Below are 24,432 nucleotides of genomic sequence, written 5' to 3' on the forward strand. Positions count from 1 at the left end.
GGAGAAGCTTAGCTCCTCCACTATTTTGTTAATATTTGATTATAGCGATTTTGGACCAAATTCTTCAAAGAAAATTTGTTCTTCCTTCACTTGATTTGTTTTAAGATTATCAACCATTTTTTCAATAAAAATGCGAGGTCCACAAACATAATATTCAGCATCTTTATCAAATTTCCAATCTGCTATTTTTGTAAAATCAATATGACCTTGCAAAATACTAGGATCTGCAATTGTTTCTTCTACATTATCATAAAATTGGTATTTGCTCAATTTAGAATGATTGCTTTCTATATGTTTTATTTTATCTGCAAATGCATGTACTTCTTTGTTTCGACAAGCATGTATCCAAACAACATCATGTTCTACTTTTTCGTTCAAGTCTAATGTTTCTAACATAGATAATAAAGGTGTTTGTCCTATTCCTCCACTTATAAATACTTTTTTATTTTCATTTTCTTGTAAGACAAAATTTCCAGCAGGCGAAGACAATTCTACTTCGCTTCCTTCAAAAATATAATCGTGTAAATAATTACTAATCATTCCTTCTACTTGAATATGTGCACCACGTTCACGCTTTACCGAAATACGATAATATTCACCATTTGGTGCAGAAGAAATACTATATTGACGAATCTGTTCTAAATTTAGTTCAGGCAAAAACACTTTAATGCTTAAATATTGACCTGGTTTATGTTCTGGTATTGTCTGTCCGTCTTTAGGTTTTAAATAAAACGACGTAATTTCAGAAGATTCTTCTACTTTACTTTTTACAATAAATGAACGCCAACCTAACCAATTTCCTTTTTCTTCTTTTTTAGTATCGTATATTTTTTGTTCGTGACCAATCATAATATCAGCCAACTGATTGTAAGCTGCAGACCACGCTTCAAGTATTTCATCGGTAGCTGCTTCTTGCAAAACTTCTTTAATAGAAGCTAACAAATGTGTTCCCACAATATTATATTGTTCTGGTTGTATATTCAAGCTCGTATGTTTTTGACCAATCATATCAATTACTGGCATTAAAACCCCTGGATTAGAAATGTTTTCAGCATAAGATAATACAGCCATTGCCAATGCTGTCTGTTGTTTACCGGAATTTTGATTTCCCATATTAAACAAATTCTTCAATTCTGGATGATGCGTAAACATACGTGTATAAAAATGTTTTGTAAGTGTAACACCGTTTTCTTTTAATACAGGAACGGTTGCTAAGATGATTTCTTTATGTTGTTGTGTAAGCATAACTATTTTTTTTATTCTTGACAAAACTACATCACGACCATATTACATACTTATGCTTGCAATCATAAGTTTTGAATAATGACCGATATCATTGTATAGAAAAGTAAAAATCTATGTTTCTATTGTTTATAAAGATAGGTAATCGTTGATTGAGCGTAGTCGAAATCATAAGTAGATGATAAGATTCTTCGGCAAGCTCAGAATGACAAAATCCGTTATAAAAAGTGAATTTGAATATTAATAAAAATAAAAACGTAGAACTTAATACATATCACGAAGAACTTAAAAAAACGTAAAAAACAAAATCTATGTTCCTATTGTGGTTATAAAGATTGGTAATCGTTGATTGAGCGTAGTCGAAATCATAAGTAGATGATGAGATTCTTCGGCAAGCTCAGAATGACAAAACCCGTGATTAAAAGTGAATTTGAATATTGAAAAAGGATTAGAGAAATGGCATTAAAAATCTCACGTTAAGATGCGAGACGCGAAATTCGAAATTCGAAGTGTGAGTTTTGAGTTTTGAGGTGGGAAGTGCGAGATGTGAGTATTGAGAAATGTAGAAAGTTGCTATTGTAGTTTGAAAAAATTGTCATCTCGAATGAAGTGTGAACGATATGAGAGATCTTTTACTTAATAAAATTCAGATTTCTCGATGCCTCGAAATGACAAGTAAAGGAGATTCTTCGACAAGCTAAGAATAATATAAAAGCAAATAGAAACCTATGTTCCTATTGTGGTTAGTAAAGATTGGTAATCGTTGATTGAGCGTAGTCGAAATCATAAGTAGATGATGAGATTCTTCGGCAAGCTCAGAATGACAAAACCCCTGATTAAAAGTGAATCTGAATATTGAAAAAGGATTAGAAAATGGCATTAAAAATCTCACGTTAAGAAAATGGTTGAATGGAGCGTTAAAAAGATTTTAGCCCGTAGGGTTTGTAAAATCTTTAGTGAAATGAGAACATTTTTAGTAGAGAGGTTTACAGCCAAGTCTTTTTTCGTTAGTTTTTTTGACGAAAAAAAGTGACAAAAGATTCTGCCTTTCTATAACTTCAAATTCATATGTCCTTCAGGGAAGCTTATCCAAAAAACATTTGAAATTAAGAGGAGAAGTTTCAGTGGAGCTTAGGTAATACTTATTTCTTCTTTTTCATTTTTTTATTCATAGTCTTTATTATTTTATGAATATTGAATTCATATACCCTTCAGGGAAGCTCATCCAAAAAAACATTTGAAATTAAAAATTTGAAATTAAGAGGAGAAGTTCCAGTGGAGCTTAGGTAATATTTGTTTATTACTTTCATTTTTTATTCATAGTCTTTATTATTTATGAATATTGAATTCATTTGCCCTTCGGGGAAGCTCATCCAAAAAAACATTTGAAATTAAAAGGAGGAGCCACGGAGTGGCTCAGGTAATTCAACTTACTAAATTATTTCCATAAAGTTGGCAACTCGCTGCTCTCAGACACTCCAACTTTTATATTCCAATAATTTCGAGTTGAATAGCATCTCGATTCTAAATCGTCGGATTTTAAATTCAATATTAAAAGTAAATTTGAATATTGAAAAAGGATTAGAAAATGGCATTAAAACTCTCACGTTAAGATGCGAGACGCGAAATTCGAGATGCGAAGTGCGAGGTGCGAGGTGCGGAATTCGAAATTCGAAGTGTGAGATGTAAGTTTTGAGTTTTGAGGTGGGAAGTGCGAGATGTGAGTTTTGAGAAATGTAGAAAGTTGCTATTATAGTTTGAAAAAATGTCATCTCGAAAGAGTGATAACGATATGAGAGATCTATTAATCCTTTTATAAATCTTTAGATTTCTCGATGCGTCAAAATGACAAGGAAATAAAAATTACAATCAGATTAGATAATTTAACTCTTTAGACTGAGTTTAATCTACATTTAACTCCCAAAACTTCTAAATTTTATTTGGATATTCAGTAATTTAGAAATACATTTAAGAGATGCATATTATAAGTGAATAGCTCTGCTAAAACTACTCATGATATCATAAACTTTAAAATTTTAAAATATTGCCTATGGAAGACATGATCCTTTACAATCGGCTTCAGTTTGCGTTTACGATTACCTTTCACTATTTGTTCCCTCAACTCACAATGGGACTCTCGCTAATGATTGTTTATTTTAAATGGAAATTTCTAAGAACAAAAAATGAAGATTATAACAATGCTTCTAAATTCTGGATGAAGATTTTCGCCCTAAACTTCGCAATGGGTGTGGTTACAGGTATCCCAATGGAGTTTCAGTTTGGTACCAATTGGGCTAAGTTCTCGGAACTAACAGGTGGTATCATTGGACAAACATTAGCTATGGAAGGTATGTTCTCCTTCTTTTTAGAATCTTCTTTTTTGGGGATGTTTCTTTTTGGTGAAAAGCTACTTGGACAAAAATTACACTTTCTTTCGGGCCTAATGGTCTTTATTGGTTCTTGGGCTAGTGGTTTTCTTATTATTGCCACACATTCTTGGATGCAGCATCCTGTAGGATATGAAATATTAGAAAACGGAAAGTTTGTTTTAAACAACTTTAGTTCATTGTTTTCTAATCCATGGTTATGGCCATCTTATTTCCACAATCAAGCCGCATCGCTTATTACGAGTTCTTTCTTCGTTACAGCAGTTGGTGCTTTTTATTTGCTGAATAATAAGCATAGTCGCTTCGGTAAACTATTTGTTAAAAGTGGTGTTATTTTCGGTGTCATTTCTTCTCTTGTAGTTGCATTCCCTACTGGAGATTTAACAGCTAAAAATGTCGTTAAATACCAACCAGCAACTTTTGCTGCAATGGAAGGTATTTTTGAAACAGAAAAAGGAGGTTCGGAAATCGTATTAATTGGACAGCCCGATATGGTAAATAAAAAGCTGGATAATAAAATAGCGGTGCCTTATATCCTTAGTTTTCTAACTTATCAAAGATGGGATGCAGAAATCAAAGGATTGAATAATTTTGACGAATCTATTCACCCAACCAATGTACCTGGTTTATATTATGCTTATCATATTATGGCAGGTTTAGGAACTATTTTCATTGGTATTATGTTACTCGCATCATTTTTACTTTGGCGAAATAAATTGTTTCAAACAAAATGGTTGTTATGGATATTAATGTTTATGATACCTTTTCCATATATCGCAAATACAGCTGGTTGGTACACGGCAGAATTAGGAAGACAACCTTGGTTGGTTTATAATTTGATGCGTATGGTAGACGGTGTCTCTCCTACTGTATCTTCAGGAAATACTTTATTCACTTTATTAGGTTTTGTAGGCCTTTATTTATTGCTTGGTTTACTCTTTTTATTATTGGTCTTTAAGATTATTAGAAAAGGTCCCGAAACTAAAATCTCACTTAAATAACTAGTTATGGAAATATTTTGGTTTATCGTATTAATGACGATGTTAGGGATTTATGTCATCCTTGACGGATATGATTTTGGAGCAGGAATCGTCCATCTATTCTTTGCTAAAACAGAAGAAGAAAAGAAAGCTGTAACCAATGCGATTGGTCCATTTTGGGATGCCAACGAAGTATGGCTTATCGCAGCCGGTGGAGTATTATTCTTTGCTTTCCCTACACTATATGCTTCCGCCTTCAGTGGTTTCTATTTACCACTAATGTTCGTTTTATGGCTACTGATATTCAGAGCTATCGGATTAGAATTAAGAGGACAAGTACACAATAGTATTTGGGAAGCTATTTGGGATAAAGCATTTGGTATCGCAAGTTTATTATTAGCACTTTTCTTTGGTGCTGCTTTAGGAAATGTTGTTCGCGGTGTAAACCTTGGGATGGTAGAAAATGGTGTTTCAACACAAGAATCTCACTATTTCTTTTTACAACTTTGGAACCCTACCCTTGATCCACTTGCCGAAGTTCATGGAGTTATAGATTGGTTTACTTTATTGTTAGGTATTGTAGCGGTAGTTACACTAACCATTCATGGTGCAAACTGGGTAATACTAAAAACGTCTTCCGAGCTAAATCAAAGGCTTAAAAAGATTATTTTTAGACTGAACTTTGTTTTATTGATATTGGTTATTGCATCAGCTTGTTTATGGAATTATGTAAGACCATTTCCGCTGACTAATTTTCAAACTCATTACTGGCTTTGGATATTCCCTATTATTGGAGCAATAGGATTATTCGGGTTATTCCGAATCAATAAATTCAAAAAGGATAGTACTGGTTTTCTATTTTCTTCGTTGTTTATATTTGGAAGTTTTGCTACAACCGTTGCTTCCATGTTCCCTATTTTATTGCCTTCAACGAATAGTGTGAATCCATCTTTAACTGTTCAAAATGCTGCGGCTCACGAATATGGACTATCGGTAGGACTTGGATGGTTTGCTGTTGCTGCTATTTTAGTTATTTTATATTTTGTTATTCAGTTCAGAGTATTCAAAGGTAAAATGGATGATATGGGATATGGTGAACATTAAAAATCAATATTTTGATCAACAAGATTTTATTCATAAAATGAAATTTTCACATTAATCATTTTAATATAGTTCAATAAAAAATCCTCGTATTTAGAGTTCTAAATACGAGGATTTTTTTCTGGTTCTTCGATTGAAACTATTTTAAGACATAAAAAATGTTATCTCGAAAGAGTGACATGAGAATTCTCTTAGTTTTCATCATAAAATTTCAGATTTCTCGATGCCTCGAAATAACAAAGGTGATGTTGTTATTTCATTCTTGATAGTGCTTTTGAATTTCTTAATAAAAATACATATTGAAAATAATCCGTTGTAAAAGTTCCTGCTTTCGGCACTATATTTTCACCAAATATTCTAGATTTTACATGGATTAAATACTGAGATTTTTGATAAGGAGAATGTTGAGAATTTAACTTAAAAAGCGTGATTGCATTAGGCTTACTTAATTCTTTAAGATCATTTATTCCTTTTACTAATTGTAAAGGACCATCTGCATTTATCCAATCTATTTTTTCATTTTCTGGAGTAGGAAATTGTGAATTTTTAGGTAAATACACTTCACTATCTAAAGTATAACTCACAAAACTTGTGGTTTTAATGTTTAATTTTTTTAATCCTTTTGCAAATGTTTCTTTCCCGTTATCCGTAACTTCTTGTAAAACGTGAAAATAACCAAAAAGACCATAGAATTTTTCATTCTCTAGTTTTAATCTTTCAATTGCATTCTTAAAATTATTCACCATTGCTAAATCTCTTGAAACTTCCGAGTTGTCATCAAAATTTTTATCAATCCCAATTACTTTTATTTTTAACGAATCTTTTAATTTTTGGTTATAATCATAGATTTCAATCCATTTATCAAATAATTCTTGACTAGATTGTTGTGGAATTCTTTTATTAATTGCTAGTACGACCTCTTTTAAGGTCTGTTTATTTTTCAAGCTATCGCTTAAAAAATTATTCAATTTTTTAGCAGTTATACTATCCATTTCTGCTATATAGTATTTCACACCTAGCTTTCTATTTAAGAAAAGAAGTAGCTCCTTATCTAATTTTTGATTGTCTGCATATCCATGAATTTCACCTAAAAGAAAAACCTTAGATCTGTAAAAATCAGCATCAAACAGTTTATCGTCAATTGAATTTGTAACATCTAGTTTGTTATTTTTCAAATATGCCAAATAACTCTCATTTTTTGATTCTAAAAACAATCTATTGCTAACAAAAAAGTAAATAAAGACTAGTATTAAAATACTTAAAATTGAAATCATTATAAGCTTAATGATATGTAGAAATCTTCTCATTGTTAATTGTATTTGTGTTAATTATGAATTCAAAACTACAATCAAGGGAAATGATGTTCAAAAATTAAGGGATGAACTGTTATTTTTTTAGGATGAACTGTCGTGAATTATTAATGAGAGATCTTTCATTATTACAGACAAAATCTAGCAATTACAAGGAAGAAGTAGATGCAGAAAATGAAGAGTTATAGGAGGCTAAATTTTATAACATAGAAATTAAATCACTATGTTTTCAGTTTAGTAAATTATATCATTTCTTAAAAGAAAATGCTAGAAAGAATATGTTGTTATGAGGATTAGAAAAAGTTAGGATAAAGATGCTTTGACGAACTCAGAATGAAAATACACAGAAAAAAAAGTTGTTCATTTAGAATATTATTAATAAAATCAATAAATTGATTTTCAACTAAATGAACAACTTTATTTATACAATAACTTAAGATCTATCTTTTAATCTCAAATTTTATGAGATTCTGAAAACTTTTCAAAATCCTTAAAATTATATTCTGGACAAGCACCTAATTTTGTGGTAATAAAAGCACCAAGTTCTACGGCACGTTGCATAATAATTTGTGGCGCTGCTTTTATAATACGTTTAGATATAAATCCTGCCAAAAAAGCATCACCACTCCCTACAGTATCACCTACTTCTATATGAAGTGCTTCTGCAAAATAATCTTGATTTCCATCATAATATAAAGCACCTTTACTACCTTTTGATATAAGAACTTCGCTCACTTTATAATGATCTTGAAAAAATCGTACAGAATCGTATTCGCTTTCATAAGAAACATTTATATGCGCCAATACACTTCTTAGCTCGGCTTTATTCATCTTCACGATATCTGATTTATGCAATAATTGTTCAATGACCTTAAAATCACAATAAGGTTCTCTCAAATTGACATCAAAAATTTTAAGATTTGATGCTTCTAATGCTTCAAATAAAGAGTTTGCAGATACTGAATGGCGAGATATAAGACTACCAAAAACAAATGCTTCAGAATTGCTAATTTCCTCTTTTATGGTATTATTTATTTCTATAAAATCATAAGCTACAGGATAGATAATATCGTATTTCGCTTCTCCTCTTTCGTCAAAGTCAGCAATTACGGTTCCTGTATTATGGTTAGGATCTTCCTGAACATACTGATCATCCAATCCCCAATTTTTAATTTGTTTTCTCAAAGAGATGCCTAAATCATCTTGACCAACGCGAGTGAGTATTTTGGGTTCAACACCCATTTTTTTAAGGTTATATGCAACATTGAAAGGAGCGCCACCTACTTTTGCTCCACTAGGGAATATATCCCATAAAACTTCTCCAAAGCAAAAAACAGTATTTGATAGATTACTCATCGTAGTATAAAAATATTTGAATTAAATTTATTTTGAATTTTAATTGTAGATTACTGTAACGTTTTAACTATCAGCATCTAGTTCGTTTTCTAAAGATAAAAACTATTTATAAATTATTGGTATCTGCTTGTATAAAACTACTTAGCCAAATTAATATCAGATGGTCTAATTTTATACCCAAACAATGCATAATAGAGAATGAAAAGCTCGCAGCCTACTGCTAAAAACCAAGTATATCTCCAAGAACCTAACACATCAGCCAAAAGTCCTTGTCCAATTGTAAATACAGCACCTCCAAAAACAGCAGAAATAAAAATACCTGAAGCTTTCGATGTATATTTATTAAGATCTTTTGTTGCTAAAGAAAAGATACAACTCCACATTGTAGAATGCAATAAACCAATCCCCACTAAAAACCATAAATTTTGTGTGCTTATGGCAACAATCAATAATATGGTTGCCAGTATAGAAGAGGTTATCAACTGCGTACGAGCCGATACAGAACTTAGAAAACTAAAAACCAAACGTCCTACAAGAAAACCTCCCCAGTACAAAGTTGAAAGCAAAGCATGAATTCCTAAATCCATTCCGCCTATAATGATATCCGATTTGCCCAAAAATGTCATTGCTAATCCATTATCCATCAACTCGAAAGCATGTAGATTGATATTAGCACCAATCGCAACTTCGGTTCCTACATAGCAAAATATAGCAGCAACACCTAATGCAAAATGTCTAAATGACCAAATACTTCGCGTAGCCTTTTCTCCATTCGCTAATCTTGTGTTGGCAATATCTGGTAGATTGATTTTTTTTGTGATCAATGCAACAGATAAGACACATAACGACAATATAATTAATGGGACAAATAACTGATTAATTGTTACATCTTGCATTGAAATCCCTCCAAACATAAGAATTGTCACAAAAAAGGGAGCAGATGTTGTTCCTATGGAATTAATTGCGGTAGTGATATTAAGGCGCTGTACTCTGTGAGTACCTGGTAATTCATACGATGCGACATACGGATTTACAACTACTTGAATAATTGCTGCCGCAGTTCCCATAAGATAAGATCCTGTGATGAAAATAAAAAATCCAAATGGTATGATCGCATCAAAAATCTTTACAGATAAATCAGGAAAATAGTAACCTAAGAGAACAGATGACAAATAAGTCAATAATCCTATAAACATAAAGGTAATTCCTCTTACTAAAGTTGTTTTATAACCAAAGGAGTCTACCCATTTACTCGCTCGTCTTCCATTCAGTAAATAACCTAAGAAAAAAAAGAACGATATAAGTGTTGTAAACGTATTTTTTAAACTTCCTGCATGATTAAGAAACGTAAATTTCATCGGAGCTTGTAGTTGTTCATTTACTGTTGTAAGAAATCCTACAATAAAATAAATAAACGTAATAACTACAAAGGGAAATAGCTGAGCTTGTTTTTGAGTTTTCATATATTCTAAGGGTTTTGAGCACTATTATTTTGTGGTTTAAATAATTGATTTTAAAACTTCCTCTACTCCATTCTCTTGTATCTTTTCGACAAAATCTTTATAAAGTTTTACAAAAGATTCAGAGCTTTTGAAATCTATTGACTTAAAAGGTGATAACGTCAAGAAATCTTCTTCAACATTACTCGCTATTAATTTCTTATCATCATCTGTCATCCAAGGTTCTTCAACAGTATAAGCTACACCTTTATCATCTTCTTTATATTTAAGATAATGTCTATATACCGCGACAAGAAAAGCTATACGCGTCATATCTTTTCCATCTTGTAGCATTTTTTTTGCATTTGGGATGATGTATACAGGAAACTTAGATATTCCATCATAACACAACCTTGCCAATTGATCACTAACGGCTGAGTTTGAAAATCTATCAACCAATGTTTGTTTATAAGAATCCAAATCTATTCCTTCTGGAGACGGAACATAAGGCGTTACATCTACATCCATAAACAACTTTACAAAATCTAAAATATCAGCATCATTCATTGCTTTATCCACCGCTCTATAACCTTTTACAAAAGAAGGATAAGATAGTAAGGTATGTGAGGCATTTAAAAGACTTAATTTCATATTCTCATAAGCCGATACATCATCTGTAAATTGTACGCCAACTTCTTCCCAAGAAGGTCTCCCTGCAATAAAATTATCTTCTATTACCCATTGAATGAATTTTTCAGAATAAACAGGTGCGCCATCATTCACTCCACTTTTACTATTCAATCGTTCTTTATCAGCTTCAGAAGTTCCTGGTGTAATACGATCTACCATACTATTTGGAAAGCTAACATTAGTCTCTGCCCAATTAGCAAGATCTTCATCATACGCCTTCATAAACGACATAAACGATTTTTCAGCCACATTTCCATTATGTTGTAGATTATCACAAGAAAGTATTGTTAAACCTCCGTTAGAATTGTTCTTTCTCTTTTCTAAACCTCTTGCTACAAACCCAAAAATGGTTGTTGGTTCGTTTTCTTTTACTAAATCATTGCTGATTTTTTTATCATCAAAATTAAATTCATTCGTAATTTTATCCAGATTATATCCTCCTTCTGTAATCGTCATTGATATAATTTTGATGTCAGGATCGGCAATTTTATCTATAACTGCTTTTGGGTTTTCTAAACCTGAAATTAACTCATTAATAGCACCAATAGAAAAAACTTCTTCTGTACCATCACTACTAAAAGTGGATAAGGTATAATCTAAATTTTGAGCTTCTAGCGCGTTAGTAACCTTCTTATCAGAAGCCATTAAACTAACTCCACAAATTCCCCAATGATTATGATTACCCAAATTTAAAAGTTGATTGGTATAAAACGCTTGATGCGCTCTATGAAAATTCCCTACACCAAAATGTAGTATACCAGATTTAATATCTTCTTTTTTGTATTTATATTCTATAACATCCATTTGATTGTCGTTTATACAGAAAAATCATTAATAACTCAAACATAATATAAATAAGTTTTTTGAATCTTAATTTTTGTTAAATACATGAATTGGGAACGTTCCCAATTTACTGGGAACGTTCCCGTTAAAATATGAATTATTTTAATTATTTTTGAAAAAACAGATCCTAATGAAGCGTACCACTATAAAAGATCTTTCTAAATACTTATCCTTATCAACCTCTACAATTTCTAGAGCTCTTTTAGATCATAAGGATATAAAAGATAGTACAAAAAAAAGAGTTTTGGATGCTGCAAAAAAATTAAAATATAAACCAGACTCCACAGCAATTAGCTTACGATATGGCAAAACTAAAAGTATAGGATTGGTTGTCCCAGAAATGCTTACACCCTTCTCTGCTAATATTCTCAAAGGAATACAAAAAGTAACGGAACAAAAGAATTATAAGGTTATCATCTTACAATCGGATGAAAATTCTGAAAGAGAAAAAGAGAATCTACTTTTGTTAGAATCTTTTAAGGTTGATGGAATTATTATAAACATCTGTGATCAGAATGCGAATAGTGAGCTGTATCAAGAAATCATTTCAAGAGGTACACCCATGGTTTTTATAGATAGAATCCCGAATAAGAACCTCGATGTTTCAAAAATTATTGTAGATGATAATAACAAATCAGCATTAATGGTCGAATATTTAGTAGGAAAAGGATACTGCAAAATTGCTCATATTATGGGACCCAATACAATAAAGAATTCTCGTGATCGTGCGGATGGATACACAAGAATTATGTCCAAGCATAAGCTATTTGATCCTGAATTAATTGTTGAAGCCAAAGGCTTATCCTTTAAGGATGGTAGAGATGCTATAGAACAACTGAAAAAGAAGGATATTAAATTCGATGCTGTATTTGCTTTCACGGATACTCTTGCAATAGGTGCAATGAATTATCTGCACGAACATAATATTGCAATTCCATCTCAAGTTGCCATTGCTAGTTTCTCTGGAACAGAACTTTCACAACATGTCTTTCCTCAAATATCAAGTGTAGAGCAACCGCTCGACTTAATGGGAGAATCAGCAGCAACTCATATTTTAGAAAAAATAAATGACAACACTCTTCCAAACGAAACTATAGTACTAAGTGCCAATATTGTTTACAGAGGCTCTACTCCTTAGAAGTTATTTTATATTTTACAATTGTTAGGTACGAAATTCGAAGTGCGAGGTGCGGAATGTGAGTGGTGAGTGATGAGTTTTGAGTTTTGAGTTTTGAGTTTTGAGTTTTGAGTTTTGAGTAGTAAGTATTATGTACAAATTAGATTCGAGAAGCGAAATTCGAAGTACGGGATGCGAAGTGCGGAATGAGTGATGAGTTTTGAGTTTTGAGTATTATGTACAAATTAGATTCGAGAAGCGAAATTCGAAATTCGAAGTACGAGACGCGAAGTGAGAAGTGAGAGGTGCGGAATGAGTGGTGAGTGATGAGTTTTGAGTTTTGAGTGATGAGTTTTGGGTTTTGAGTGATGAGTTTTGGGTTTTAGGTATTATGTATTATGTACAAATTAGATGTGAGATTTGAGATTCGAGACGCGGGATTCGAAATTCGAAGTGCGAGGTGCGGAGTGCGGAATGTGAGTGGTGAGTGATGAGTTTTGAGTTTTGAGTTTTGAGTAGTAAGTAATATGTACAAATTAGATGTGAGATTCGAGACGCGAAGAGCGAAGTGAGAAGTGCGAAATGAGAGAATTTAAATGATAACGAGTTTGAATATAAACGTAGAACTTAATACGTATCACGTAGAACTTAAAAAAAACTATGTTCCTATTGTCGTTATAAAGATTGGTAATCGTTGATTGAGCGGAGTCGAAATCATAAGATTCCAGATTTTTCGATACCTCGAAATGACAAAATCAAGTTGTTAAATAAATAGGAAGGAATTTAAATTCTTTTTCAATAACAATCCATAGAAGTCAATTATTAATCAAAATAATGTCGTTTAATACAAATTAGAATTAAACCTCTAAGTTTAATTACGCCAAGTTTTCATCCAATCGAGATATTCTTGTTGATAGACATTATCATTCAATGAAATAATCATCTCTTTAAGCTTGTCTCGGTCATATTCATAATCTGTAACAGAGAACATTAAGAAAATATCTTTTCCTATAAGATTTCTAAAAAAGTTTTCTTTTTTTAATTTTAATAATACCTGAATACAAGTTTGATATAATTCTTGTTGAAATGCTTCAAACACTTCATCATCTTCATTTTCCAATTCTACCTCAGTTATATCATATAGTTGAGTGCTTATCTTAGAAAATTCGTCCTCTGCCCCATCACCTTCGTACTGCCACTCAGCAGGTTCAAATTTATAATAAGTAAGATCTTCCTGATCATTTGTTGCTAAAAAATCTTCTGTATTTGTCGATGGACATACTGTCATTGCCCCTTCGTCACTGTACAATGCAAAAGCATATATCTTTTCGCTAGCATGATTAGCTACAATCTCTTGAAAAGCTTTTCGTGTTGCTTCTTCTATTTCTTTTTCTAATTTTTTAAAATCAAATTTCATTCTTTCTATCAATTATTTATGATTCAATCACTTCAAAAGATGCTCCCAAGTTTTCTTAATTCTTTTGTTATACTCTTTTTTCAGTTGATATTCTGTAACCAAGTCTTCATTTAAAAGCCTCCATAGCGGTTACTTAAGTGATTTCAATACCGTTTAAAATCATTTCAAACTATTAGAATTAAAGATAATACAAATCAATCAATAAGAATATCCCTGAAAATAGCGGTTTTCTACTAACATTTCATAAATGTATTAAAAGCGGGATGTGGAATGCGAAATTCGAAGTGCGAAGTGCGAAGTGCGGAATGAGTAGTGAGTTTTGAGTTTTGAGTATTAAGTAGTATGTAAAAATTAGATGTGAGATTCGAGAAGCGAAATTCGAAATTCGAGGTGCGGAATTAGAAGTGCGAAGTGAATGATGAGTTTTGAGAAATGTAGAAAGCTACTATTGTGTTTATAAAAAATGTCATCTCGAAAAGAGTGATAACGGTATGAGAGATCTTTTACTTAATAAAATTCAGATTTCTCGATGCCTCGAGATGACAAAATATTTGTTATTAGTAAAAAGAGGAATGAATGATGAATGATGCTTGAAATTAAAAAAAAGGAACTATAGTGCTTACAACTATTTTTCTACCTAGAATTTCTGTTGTTTCATTGTGAGTTCCCTTCACTTTTAGTAATTTTACGTAACTAGTTGCAACAAAAGAATTTGGACAAATTTCATTGTTATAGTTGTGAGTTCCTTTCGCTTTTAGTAATTTTACGTAAGTAGTTACAACAAAACTATAATGAAAGTATATAAACCCAAAGTTGTGAGTTCCTTTCACTTTTAGTAATTTTACGTAAGTAGTTACAACTTTGACTCAACGCTTCCTTCTGCATATCTTGTTGTGAGTTCCTTTCACTTTTAGTAATTTTACGTAAGTAGTTACAACCAAAGAGGAGTTAATTAATAACTATTTGCTGTTGTGAGTTCCTTTCACTTTTAGTAATTTTACGTAAGTAGTTACAACGGTTTGGGTTTCATTAAACCAAACGTTAACGTTGTGAGTTCCTTTCACTTTTAGTAATTTTACGTAAGTAGTTACAACTTATAATTACATTCCGTATCTAAATAAACTGTTGTGAGTTCCTTTCACTTTTAGTAATTTTACGTAAGTAGTTACAACTTCTTGTGTACCTTGTCTTAAAGCTGTTTCGTTGTGAGTTCCTTTCACTTTTAGTAATTTTACGTAAGTAGTTACAACGGTTTGGGTTTCATTAAACCAAACGTTAACGTTGTGAGTTCCTTTCACTTTTAGTAATTTTACGTAAGTAGTTACAACATTATGTTCACATTGCTTATGCAGAACCTAGTTGTGAGTTCCTTTCACTTTTAGTAATTTTACGTAAGTAGTTACAACGTTCGTTCGTAGAGGTTCCAATACCGACGGGTTGTGAGTTCCTTTCACTTTTAGTAATTTTACGTAAGTAGTTACAACATTAATTCCTTTTTGTTGTGATGATGTTTTGTTGTGAGTTCCTTTCACTTTTAGTAATTTTACGTAAGTAGTTACAACGAACTCAAATTTCAAAAGAATGGAGAGAATGTTGTGAGTTCCTTTCACTTTTAGTAATTTTACGTAAGTAGTTACAACATTAATTCCTTTTTGTTGTGATGATGTTTTGTTGTGAGTTCCTTTCACTTTTAGTAATTTTACGTAAGTAGTTACAACTGGTATACTCATATAAATAACAATAATAGTGTTGTGAGTTCCTTTCACTTTTAGTAATTTTACGTAAGTAGTTACAACAGAATCAGCCAAATGGTGATTATTTAGCTAGTTGTGAGTTCCTTTCACTTTTAGTAATTTTACGTAAGTAGTTACAACATATCGCGAATAACTGTAGGCAAATCGTTGGTTGTGAGTTCCTTTCACTTTTAGTAATTTTACGTAAGTAGTTACAACTTGTGTTGAAAATTTAAGCATGTCTTCGAAGTTGTGAGTTCCTTTCACTTTTAGTAATTTTACGTAAGTAGTTACAACGGTAGTTTACAAATAGATCCAGTAAGACATGTTGTGAGTTCCTTTCACTTTTAGTAATTTTACGTAAGTAGTTACAACTTCAATATCTACTCTAAATTTATCATCATCGTTGTGAGTTCCTTTCACTTTTAGTAATTTTACGTAAGTAGTTACAACGATGAGAACCGTCTAAGTTAACAACCTCACGTTGTGAGTTCCTTTCACTTTTAGTAATTTTACGTAAGTAGTTACAACAATAACATCATAGAAATACCTAATGAAACAGTTGTGAGTTCCTTTCACTTTTAGTAATTTTACGTAAGTAGTTACAACATAATTTCATTTGGTTTACAAAGTCCTTTTGTTGTGAGTTCCTTTCACTTTTAGTAATTTTACGTAAGTAGTTACAACCAAAGGTATTGGATTTGTAGATAACATGAAGTTGTGAGTTCCTTTCACTTTTAGTAATTTTACGTAAGTAGTTACAACTAAAAACGTGTTTGCCATTGTTACTACGTTGTTGTGAGTTCCTTTCACTTTTAGTAATTTTACGTAAGTAGTTACAACTCCCAAATCATGTTGATTGCTTGTAATTAAGTTGTGAGTTCCTTTCACTTTTAGTAATTTTACGTAAGTAGTTACAACCGGCTGTAAAAATAGATTGTAGATAATACCGTTGTGAGTTCCTTTCACTTTTAGTAATTTTACGTAAGTAGTTACAACGTATCAATGTAGAAGTACACAAAGAAATTGGTTGTGAGTTCCTTTCACTTTTAGTAATTTTACGTAAGTAGTTACAACTGTTTTTTCGCCTAATTTACCATCAGGCACGTTGTGAGTTCCTTTCACTTTTAGTAATTTTACGTAAGTAGTTACAACTACCATAGCCGTAGGACTTGCTAATGTTGAGTTGTGAGTTCCTTTCACTTTTAGTAATTTTACGTAAGTAGTTACAACAATGTTATCCAAAGCAAAAAGCAGTTCTTCGTTGTGAGTTCCTTTCACTTTTAGTAATTTTACGTAAGTAGTTACAACCACCGGGCATCGTTTTACAAGCCTTAGCGAGTTGTGAGTTCCTTTCACTTTTAGTAATTTTACGTAAGTAGTTACAACTATCACCTTCGGAAACACTTTCGTACATTGGTTGTGAGTTCCTTTCACTTTTAGTAATTTTACGTAAGTAGTTACAACTAGTTGTCATCAAGGCTCCATGTATCTATAGTTGTGAGTTCCTTTCACTTTTAGTAATTTTACGTAAGTAGTTACAACTGATGTTTTTCGTTCAAACATGTACATACAGTTGTGAGTTCCTTTCACTTTTAGTAATTTTACGTAAGTAGTTACAACTAATATCTTTTAAAGGCGTTGCGTCTGCTTGTTGTGAGTTCCTTTCACTTTTAGTAATTTTACGTAAGTAGTTACAACGATAAACTTCAAAACCATTATAACCTATGGGTTGTGAGTTCCTTTCACTTTTAGTAATTTTACGTAAGTAGTTACAACAGATCTTAAATCCTCTATTACTTCACCATTGTTGTGAGTTCCTTTCACTTTTAGTAATTTTACGTAAGTAGTTACAACTACGGAGCAAAAATTAAAGAGGTTTACGACGTTGTGAGTTCCTTTCACTTTTAGTAATTTTACGTAAGTAGTTACAACTCGGCTATCTTCTTAGCTATTACCTTTTCCGTTGTGAGTTCCTTTCACTTTTAGTAATTTTACGTAAGTAGTTACAACTTTTTCTTGTCGCTGTCGTCCACCGTCCAAGTTGTGAGTTCCTTTCACTTTTAGTAATTTTACGTAAGTAGTTACAACCGTGCGTACGGTATGCACGACGCGTTAGCCGTTGTGAGTTCCTTTCACTTTTAGTAATTTTACGTAAGTAGTTACAACTAAAAGGCAATTATTTAACCGAACTTTGGAGTTGTGAGTTCCTTTCACTTTTAGTAATTTTACGTAAGTAGTTACAACTTAATTGCTGTTTTTGTGTATACCCATTAAGTTGTGAGTTCCTTTCACTTTTAGTAATTTTACGTAAGTAGTTACAACGTTATCGAATGTACGAAATTAAACTACTTAGTTGTGAGTTCCTTTCACTTTTAGTAATTTTACGTAAGTAGTTACAACGGAATTTTTGGAATATTACAAAGGGGTTTGGTTGTGAGTTCCTTTCACTTTTAGTAATTTTACGTAAGTAGTTACAACGGCAATAGTGGCATTTATTGGGACATTTTAGTTGTGAGTTCCTTTCACTTTTAGTAATTTTACGTAAGTAGTTACAACTAATACTCTTCTGCATAATCTTCAAATGCAGTTGTGAGTTCCTTTCACTTTTAGTAATTTTACGTAAGTAGTTACAACCGCGTCTTTTGTTGTTATAGTTCCAGTTTTGTTGTGAGTTCCTTTCACTTTTAGTAATTTTACGTAAGTAGTTACAACCATAAGGCTTAGATAAGAAAATCAATTTTGGTTGTGAGTTCCTTTCACTTTTAGTAATTTTACGTAAGTAGTTACAACGTACCTTGCTGTATTAACGTCCAGCCTATCGTTGTGAGTTCCTTTCACTTTTAGTAATTTTACGTAAGTAGTTACAACACGCGTTAGACACACGTACGAAGGCCTTTAGTTGTGAGTTCCTTTCACTTTTAGTAATTTTACGTAAGTAGTTACAACCCCAAAGCACGACAATAGACGAAGCGCCCTGTTGTGAGTTCCTTTCACTTTTAGTAATTTTACGTAAGTAGTTACAACAATTTCCGCGGCGTTACCCGATAAGTTACCGTTGTGAGTTCCTTTCACTTTTAGTAATTTTACGTAAGTAGTTACAACACCAAAAACCAAATTTTCCTATAATTCCTAGTTGTGAGTTCCTTTCACTTTTAGTAATTTTACGTAAGTAGTTACAACATCGTTTTCGTCGAATTGAAAAGACCAGGCGTTGTGAGTTCCTTTCACTTTTAGTAATTTTACGTAAGTAGTTACAACGAGAAGCATTAATTCGAGCGTTTTCCTGATGTTGTGAGTTCCTTTCACTTTTAGTAATTTTACGTAAGTAGTTACAACAGATCATTACAACACCATACACCCAACACAGTTGTGAGTTCCTTTCACTTTTAGTAATTTTACGTAAGTAGTTACAACATTATTGGTATTGTTGGATTTTCCCTTTACGTTGTGAGTTCCTTTCACTTTTAGTAATTTTACGTAAGTAGTTACAACTTGGGGACAAATGGGAAATTACACCATATAGTTGTGAGTTCCTTTCACTTTTAGTAATTTTACGTAAGTAGTTACAACTGTACCATTTTGCGAAATCCTCCCGGTATAGTTGTGAGTTCCTTTCACTTTTAGTAATTTTACGTAAGTAGTTACAACTTTCAACAAAACGCCAAAGTACACCAAAGAGTTGTGAGTTCCTTTCACTTTTAGTAATTTTACGTAAGTAGTTACAACCGAAATAATGAAAAATCAAAACGAATTACAGTTGTGAGTTCCTTTCACTTTTAGTAATTTTACGTAAGTAGTTACAACTCGTCGTACCCGAATAAATAATTGGGCGTAGTTGTGAGTTCCTTTCACTTTTAGTAATTTTACGTAAGTAGTTACAACGCCCGGAAAATGTAAAAGCATACATTGAGGGTTGTGAGTTCCTTTCACTTTTAGTAATTTTACGTAAGTAGTTACAACAATAGGAGCAGAACATACCTATCAACACGCGTTGTGAGTTCCTTTCACTTTTAGTAATTTTACGTAAGTAGTTACAACAATTTTAAAAAAGCCTTTATCGGTTCTTATGTTGTGAGTTCCTTTCACTTTTAGTAATTTTACGTAAGTAGTTACAACACATTCAATTCCATTATCTAAAGCTTGCTTGTTGTGAGTTCCTTTCACTTTTAGTAATTTTACGTAAGTAGTTACAACCTTATTCTAAATCTTTAGATTCCCAGATAAGTTGTGAGTTCCTTTCACTTTTAGTAATTTTACGTAAGTAGTTACAACAGCGATAGGCGATACGGCTACTTACATAGAGTTGTGAGTTCCTTTCACTTTTAGTAATTTTACGTAAGTAGTTACAACCGGGTAAACAATTTACCAGTAGAATAGATAGTTGTGAGTTCCTTTCACTTTTAGTAATTTTACGTAAGTAGTTACAACGTTATGAAGCTGGCGCGACTTTGACTTATCGTTGTGAGTTCCTTTCACTTTTAGTAATTTTACGTAAGTAGTTACAACGCATTAAGTAATACGCCCACGGAAGTAATAGTTGTGAGTTCCTTTCACTTTTAGTAATTTTACGTAAGTAGTTACAACGTATAGACCCGACGCGGTTAAACTCGAACTGTTGTGAGTTCCTTTCACTTTTAGTAATTTTACGTAAGTAGTTACAACCGCGGGCTACGCTGGTATCGAAGTAATAGCGTTGTGAGTTCCTTTCACTTTTAGTAATTTTACGTAAGTAGTTACAACTGTTTACGTTTGTTCAATACCAGCGCGATAGTTGTGAGTTCCTTTCACTTTTAGTAATTTTACGTAAGTAGTTACAACGCTTTCACTAATTTTAGATTGAGTTTCAGAGTTGTGAGTTCCTTTCACTTTTAGTAATTTTACGTAAGTAGTTACAACATTATGGAAGAAAAACCGCAAGCCTTTAACGTTGTGAGTTCCTTTCACTTTTAGTAATTTTACGTAAGTAGTTACAACCGTTTAACGAAAAAATGGCGGCCGTGTTAAGTTGTGAGTTCCTTTCACTTTTAGTAATTTTACGTAAGTAGTTACAACAATCGTAAGTATAGGTACGCGAAGGACAAGGTTGTGAGTTCCTTTCACTTTTAGTAATTTTACGTAAGTAGTTACAACCAGTGTTCTAAGTTCCAAGTAGGGCAAGTCGTTGTGAGTTCCTTTCACTTTTAGTAATTTTACGTAAGTAGTTACAACGTTTTTGAATCGTTACGCATCCAATCAACAGTTGTGAGTTCCTTTCACTTTTAGTAATTTTACGTAAGTAGTTACAACCGCGGTAAATTCGTCGGTAGACATTAACAAGTTGTGAGTTCCTTTCACTTTTAGTAATTTTACGTAAGTAGTTACAACCTAACCGAATGTATGAAATTAAGTTACTTAGTTGTGAGTTCCTTTCACTTTTAGTAATTTTACGTAAGTAGTTACAACCACCGCGGAAATAGAAATAGACTTATATACGTTGTGAGTTCCTTTCACTTTTAGTAATTTTACGTAAGTAGTTACAACGAATACATAATAGTCGAAGACTTCGAGTTAGTTGTGAGTTCCTTTCACTTTTAGTAATTTTACGTAAGTAGTTACAACGAAGTTACCGACGCTATTTTAGACCAAGTTGTTGTGAGTTCCTTTCACTTTTAGTAATTTTACGTAAGTAGTTACAACTTGCGAGTGCGGGGCGAATTACCCACTTTGGTTGTGAGTTCCTTTCACTTTTAGTAATTTTACGTAAGTAGTTACAACTTGCGTGATTTGAATAATGAATTTCATAAAGTTGTGAGTTCCTTTCACTTTTAGTAATTTTACGTAAGTAGTTACAACAAAATAATGCTTCTCGAGAACCTTTGTAAGGTTGTGAGTTCCTTTCACTTTTAGTAATTTTACGTAAGTAGTTACAACTTAATTGTTCAATTAATGTCATTATATCAGGTTGTGAGTTCCTTTCACTTTTAGTAATTTTACGTAAGTAGTTACAACTTTTTATACTTGAAAGTAAATCACCTACAGGTTGTGAGTTCCTTTCACTTTTAGTAATTTTACGTAAGTAGTTACAACCGAATTCGTCAGCCTTAGATCTAACTCCAAGTTGTGAGTTCCTTTCACTTTTAGTAATTTTACGTAAGTAGTTACAACAACTTAGTCTTCATTGCTTTTTTCAATAGAGTTGTGAGTTCCTTTCACTTTTAGTAATTTTACGTAAGTAGTTACAACGTGCCTTACGTGGCGACTTGGAAGCGACCAGTTGTGAGTTCCTTTCACTTTTAGTAATTTTACGTAAGTAGTTACAACTTAACGCTATCGCTGGTTATGCAGACATCGGTTGTGAGTTCCTTTCACTTTTAGTAATTTTACGTAAGTAGTTACAACTGTAACCAAATTTTTTGTAAATGCTTTTTGGTTGTGAGTTCCTTTCACTTTTAGTAATTTTACGTAAGTAGTTACAACACTTAAAGGCGAGATAGCCGCGAAGCTGGGGTTGTGAGTTCCTTTCACTTTTAGTAATTTTACGTAAGTAGTTACAACAAAAGTAGTTGAAAAAACAATTGAACCGATGTTGTGAGTTCCTTTCACTTTTAGTAATTTTACGTAAGTAGTTACAACTAATGAGATTTTAGAAGTTGATTATTCTTGGTTGTGAGTTCCTTTCACTTTTAGTAATTTTACGTAAGTAGTTACAACCTACTTCAAATCGTTTAAATCCTACTTAACGTTGTGAGTTCCTTTCACTTTTAGTAATTTTACGTAAGTAGTTACAACAATGAATTAATGTGTTTAGCTGTAGTCATAGGTTGTGAGTTCCTTTCACTTTTAGTAATTTTACGTAAGTAGTTACAACTAGTAGTCAATTTATTGCAAAACATATTAAGTTGTGAGTTCCTTTCACTTTTAGTAATTTTACGTAAGTAGTTACAACTCTAACATCTTTAAAAGTTGGGGGAGGGTGGTTGTGAGTTCCTTTCACTTTTAGTAATTTTACGTAAGTAGTTACAACCTAAATGAAGAAAATAAAATAGTTTTCTTCGTTGTGAGTTCCTTTCACTTTTAGTAATTTTACGTAAGTAGTTACAACACCCTTTGGGATGTCTTTACGAAGAAATTAGTTGTGAGTTCCTTTCACTTTTAGTAATTTTACGTAAGTAGTTACAACATCTTTGTCGTAATTATTAATAGCGTAATTGTTGTGAGTTCCTTTCACTTTTAGTAATTTTACGTAAGTAGTTACAACAGAGCTGCATTAATTTGTGCTTCTACTTTTGTTGTGAGTTCCTTTCACTTTTAGTAATTTTACGTAAGTAGTTACAACCTTACTCCAATCAATCACAACATCAAATGTGTTGTGAGTTCCTTTCACTTTTAGTAATTTTACGTAAGTAGTTACAACCTAAATATCGCATTCATTTTGGTTGTTACAGTTGTGAGTTCCTTTCACTTTTAGTAATTTTACGTAAGTAGTTACAACCTCATTTTAAAAATCCTTTATAGAAAAGGATTTAAGAAGAAATTTAGAAATGAGAAAAAAAGCAAAATCCGATAGAAGTTATGTTTTCTATCGGATTTTTTTATTCCTACTAATTTTTAAAATAATTCTAATTGTTGTGGACCTGTTGGTAAATCAGTTTCTTTTTTGGAAAAAAATATTTCCATTTGCCCGAATTGTTTATCTGTAATACAAATTATGCCAACTTTACCAAATTCTGGTAATTTATTTTTCACTCGTTTTATGTGCACTTCTGCATTTTCTTTACTTGGACAATGTCTCAAATAAATAGAAAATTGAAACATCGTAAAACCATCATCAATTAACTCTTTTCTAAAACGGGTTGCTTGACTCCTTTGTTTTTTTGTTTCCGTTGGTAAATCAAACAAAACTAAAACCCACATAATACGATAAGCATTATAACGACTAAAACTCATGTCATTTCAGGAAAACGAATCACACGTTGCTCCCCTATCATACACTTATACAAAGAACTTGTTGTAGAACTTATTGCTACCAACAAAGGTCTTTTTAATCCATCTATTTTCACATCTTTTGTCGCAATTTTTAATAAATGTGCTTTTGCTTCCTTATTCATTTCTGTTGGTCGAAAAGGCTTATTCATCCATTCAAGCACCAATTCATCTACATAAGGGCGATAAGGTTCCATTATATCATCTGCCAAACAATATGGATTATATTTGTTTCGATGAAAAATACCAATTGTAGGATTTAATCCAGAGCTCACTAAAGCTCTTGCAACCATACTTCGAAGAATAGCATATCCAAAATTCAGAAAATTATTAGGAGCATCACCATCTCGTTCTCGCGTAAAATTATCAAATAATTGTTTCCAATAATATTGTGCAGCAATTCCTTCCATATTTGTAGAATCTCCAGATTTAACATTCGTTAAATAATTTTGCATTGGTTCTTCTACAAATCCAAATTTACTCAACAATACTTTCTGTTGATAAATCTTAGCTTCTATTGTTTGTTTCCATAACTGCTTGCGCAAAGGTTCCGATACGTTAATTTGATGTTTCAATCGTTCACTATGCTCCACGTGTCCATTCATCGGCAACATCAATCCCAGAGGCATATGACTTTCGTCGCAACTAATAATTGCTACATTATTTTGTTGTAACATAACCATAAGTTGATGACTAATGGTTATTTGATAATGGTCTAATACCAAAAAACCTAAATCTTCAATAGGTACAGAACCTTTTGTTTCCTTGCTTGTTGCATCTTCTATTTTCAATTGATTATCTTTCAATTTCAAATATGACGGATTACCGATGTAAATGGTACGTTTTAGCATA

At 32.1% G+C, this 24,432-nt stretch carries 11 protein-coding genes and 1 CRISPR repeat array; of the genes, 3 read left to right on the plus strand and 8 right to left on the minus strand.

Annotation, left to right across the window (positions count from 1 at the left end; translation table 11 throughout):
• Window positions 1-39: 39 nt before the first annotated feature.
• Entirely contained in the window at window positions 40-1,269 is a 1,230-nt protein-coding gene (hmpA, locus tag ACMHJW_RS04385; protein ID WP_413532202.1) for an NO-inducible flavohemoprotein, read from the minus strand.
• Window positions 1,270-3,292: 2,023 nt separating this feature from the next.
• Here hmpA and ACMHJW_RS04390 point away from each other — a divergent pair.
• Together ACMHJW_RS04390 and cydB are read left to right on the plus strand one after the other, a co-directional pair.
• Window positions 3,293-4,630 carry a cytochrome ubiquinol oxidase subunit I gene (locus tag ACMHJW_RS04390; RefSeq protein ID WP_413532203.1) on the plus strand — a complete coding sequence of 446 codons (1,338 nt, stop codon included), beginning with the start codon at window positions 3,293-3,295 and terminating at the stop codon, window positions 4,628-4,630.
• Window positions 4,631-4,636: 6 nt separating this feature from the next.
• Entirely contained in the window at window positions 4,637-5,713 is a 1,077-nt protein-coding gene (gene cydB / locus ACMHJW_RS04395) for a cytochrome d ubiquinol oxidase subunit II (RefSeq protein ID WP_413532204.1), read from the plus strand.
• 248 nt (window positions 5,714-5,961) lie between these two features.
• On the opposite strand, the gene ACMHJW_RS04400 is transcribed toward cydB, so the two are convergent.
• The 4 genes from ACMHJW_RS04400 to ACMHJW_RS04415 form a co-directional block, all read right to left on the minus strand.
• The gene (locus tag ACMHJW_RS04400; protein WP_413532205.1) at window positions 5,962-6,894 is read right to left on the minus strand and encodes a hypothetical protein; all 933 of its coding nucleotides are present in this window, start codon (window positions 6,892-6,894) and stop codon (window positions 5,962-5,964) included.
• A 579-nt stretch (window positions 6,895-7,473) separates the two neighbouring features.
• Window positions 7,474-8,376, minus strand: coding sequence for a carbohydrate kinase family protein (locus ACMHJW_RS04405; RefSeq protein WP_413532206.1), 903 nt, complete (start codon window positions 8,374-8,376; stop codon window positions 7,474-7,476).
• Between the two features lie 137 nt (window positions 8,377-8,513).
• Window positions 8,514-9,839 (minus strand): MFS transporter, encoded by a 1,326-nt coding sequence (locus ACMHJW_RS04410; RefSeq protein ID WP_413532207.1) that lies wholly within the window; start codon window positions 9,837-9,839, stop codon window positions 8,514-8,516.
• Between the two features lie 36 nt (window positions 9,840-9,875).
• Complete coding sequence (locus ACMHJW_RS04415; protein WP_413532208.1) at window positions 9,876-11,309, minus strand: mannitol dehydrogenase family protein; 1,434 nt, start codon at window positions 11,307-11,309, stop codon at window positions 9,876-9,878.
• Between the two features lie 169 nt (window positions 11,310-11,478).
• Here ACMHJW_RS04415 and ACMHJW_RS04420 point away from each other — a divergent pair, with 169 nt between their 5' ends.
• Window positions 11,479-12,486, plus strand: a complete 1,008-nt coding sequence (locus ACMHJW_RS04420; protein ID WP_413532209.1) for a LacI family DNA-binding transcriptional regulator — start codon at window positions 11,479-11,481, stop codon at window positions 12,484-12,486.
• 850 nt (window positions 12,487-13,336) lie between these two features.
• Here ACMHJW_RS04420 and ACMHJW_RS04425 read toward each other — a convergent pair.
• The 3 genes from ACMHJW_RS04425 to cas1 form a co-directional block, all read right to left on the minus strand.
• Window positions 13,337-13,882 (minus strand): DUF4303 domain-containing protein, encoded by a 546-nt coding sequence (locus tag ACMHJW_RS04425; RefSeq protein WP_413532210.1) that lies wholly within the window; start codon window positions 13,880-13,882, stop codon window positions 13,337-13,339.
• 656 nt (window positions 13,883-14,538) lie between these two features.
• A CRISPR array of direct repeats spans window positions 14,539-23,089; the repeat unit is 48 nt; unit sequence GTTGTGAGTTCCTTTCACTTTTAGTAATTTTACGTAAGTAGTTACAAC.
• Window positions 23,090-23,205: 116 nt separating this feature from the next.
• Window positions 23,206-23,544, minus strand: a complete 339-nt coding sequence (gene cas2 / locus ACMHJW_RS04430; RefSeq protein WP_413532211.1) for a CRISPR-associated endonuclease Cas2 — start codon at window positions 23,542-23,544, stop codon at window positions 23,206-23,208.
• Complete coding sequence (cas1, locus tag ACMHJW_RS04435) at window positions 23,541-24,431, minus strand: type II CRISPR-associated endonuclease Cas1 (RefSeq protein ID WP_413532212.1); 891 nt, start codon at window positions 24,429-24,431, stop codon at window positions 23,541-23,543. The genes cas2 and cas1 overlap by 4 nt, the downstream gene beginning before the upstream one ends.
• Window position 24,432 lies beyond the last annotated feature (1 nt).

This window comes from Empedobacter brevis (assembly GCF_965118635.1).
Classification (GTDB): Bacteria; Bacteroidota; Bacteroidia; order Flavobacteriales; family Weeksellaceae; genus Empedobacter; species Empedobacter brevis_A.

Excerpts from the sequence above, each read along its gene's own strand:
- ACMHJW_RS04390 (WP_413532203.1), top strand. The coding sequence starts at position 3,293 with ATGGAAGACATGATCCTTTACAATCGGCTTCAGTTTGCGTTTACGATT.
- ACMHJW_RS04415 (WP_413532208.1), bottom strand. The coding sequence starts at position 11,309 with ATGGATGTTATAGAATATAAATACAAAAAAGAAGATATTAAATCTGGT.
- ACMHJW_RS04420 (WP_413532209.1), top strand. The coding sequence starts at position 11,479 with ATGAAGCGTACCACTATAAAAGATCTTTCTAAATACTTATCCTTATCA.
- cydB (WP_413532204.1), top strand. The coding sequence starts at position 4,637 with ATGGAAATATTTTGGTTTATCGTATTAATGACGATGTTAGGGATTTAT.
- ACMHJW_RS04410 (WP_413532207.1), bottom strand. The coding sequence starts at position 9,839 with ATGAAAACTCAAAAACAAGCTCAGCTATTTCCCTTTGTAGTTATTACG.
- ACMHJW_RS04405 (WP_413532206.1), bottom strand. The coding sequence starts at position 8,376 with ATGAGTAATCTATCAAATACTGTTTTTTGCTTTGGAGAAGTTTTATGG.
- cas1 (WP_413532212.1), bottom strand. The coding sequence starts at position 24,431 with ATGCTAAAACGTACCATTTACATCGGTAATCCGTCATATTTGAAATTG.
- cas2 (WP_413532211.1), bottom strand. The coding sequence starts at position 23,544 with ATGAGTTTTAGTCGTTATAATGCTTATCGTATTATGTGGGTTTTAGTT.
- ACMHJW_RS04425 (WP_413532210.1), bottom strand. The coding sequence starts at position 13,882 with ATGAAATTTGATTTTAAAAAATTAGAAAAAGAAATAGAAGAAGCAACA.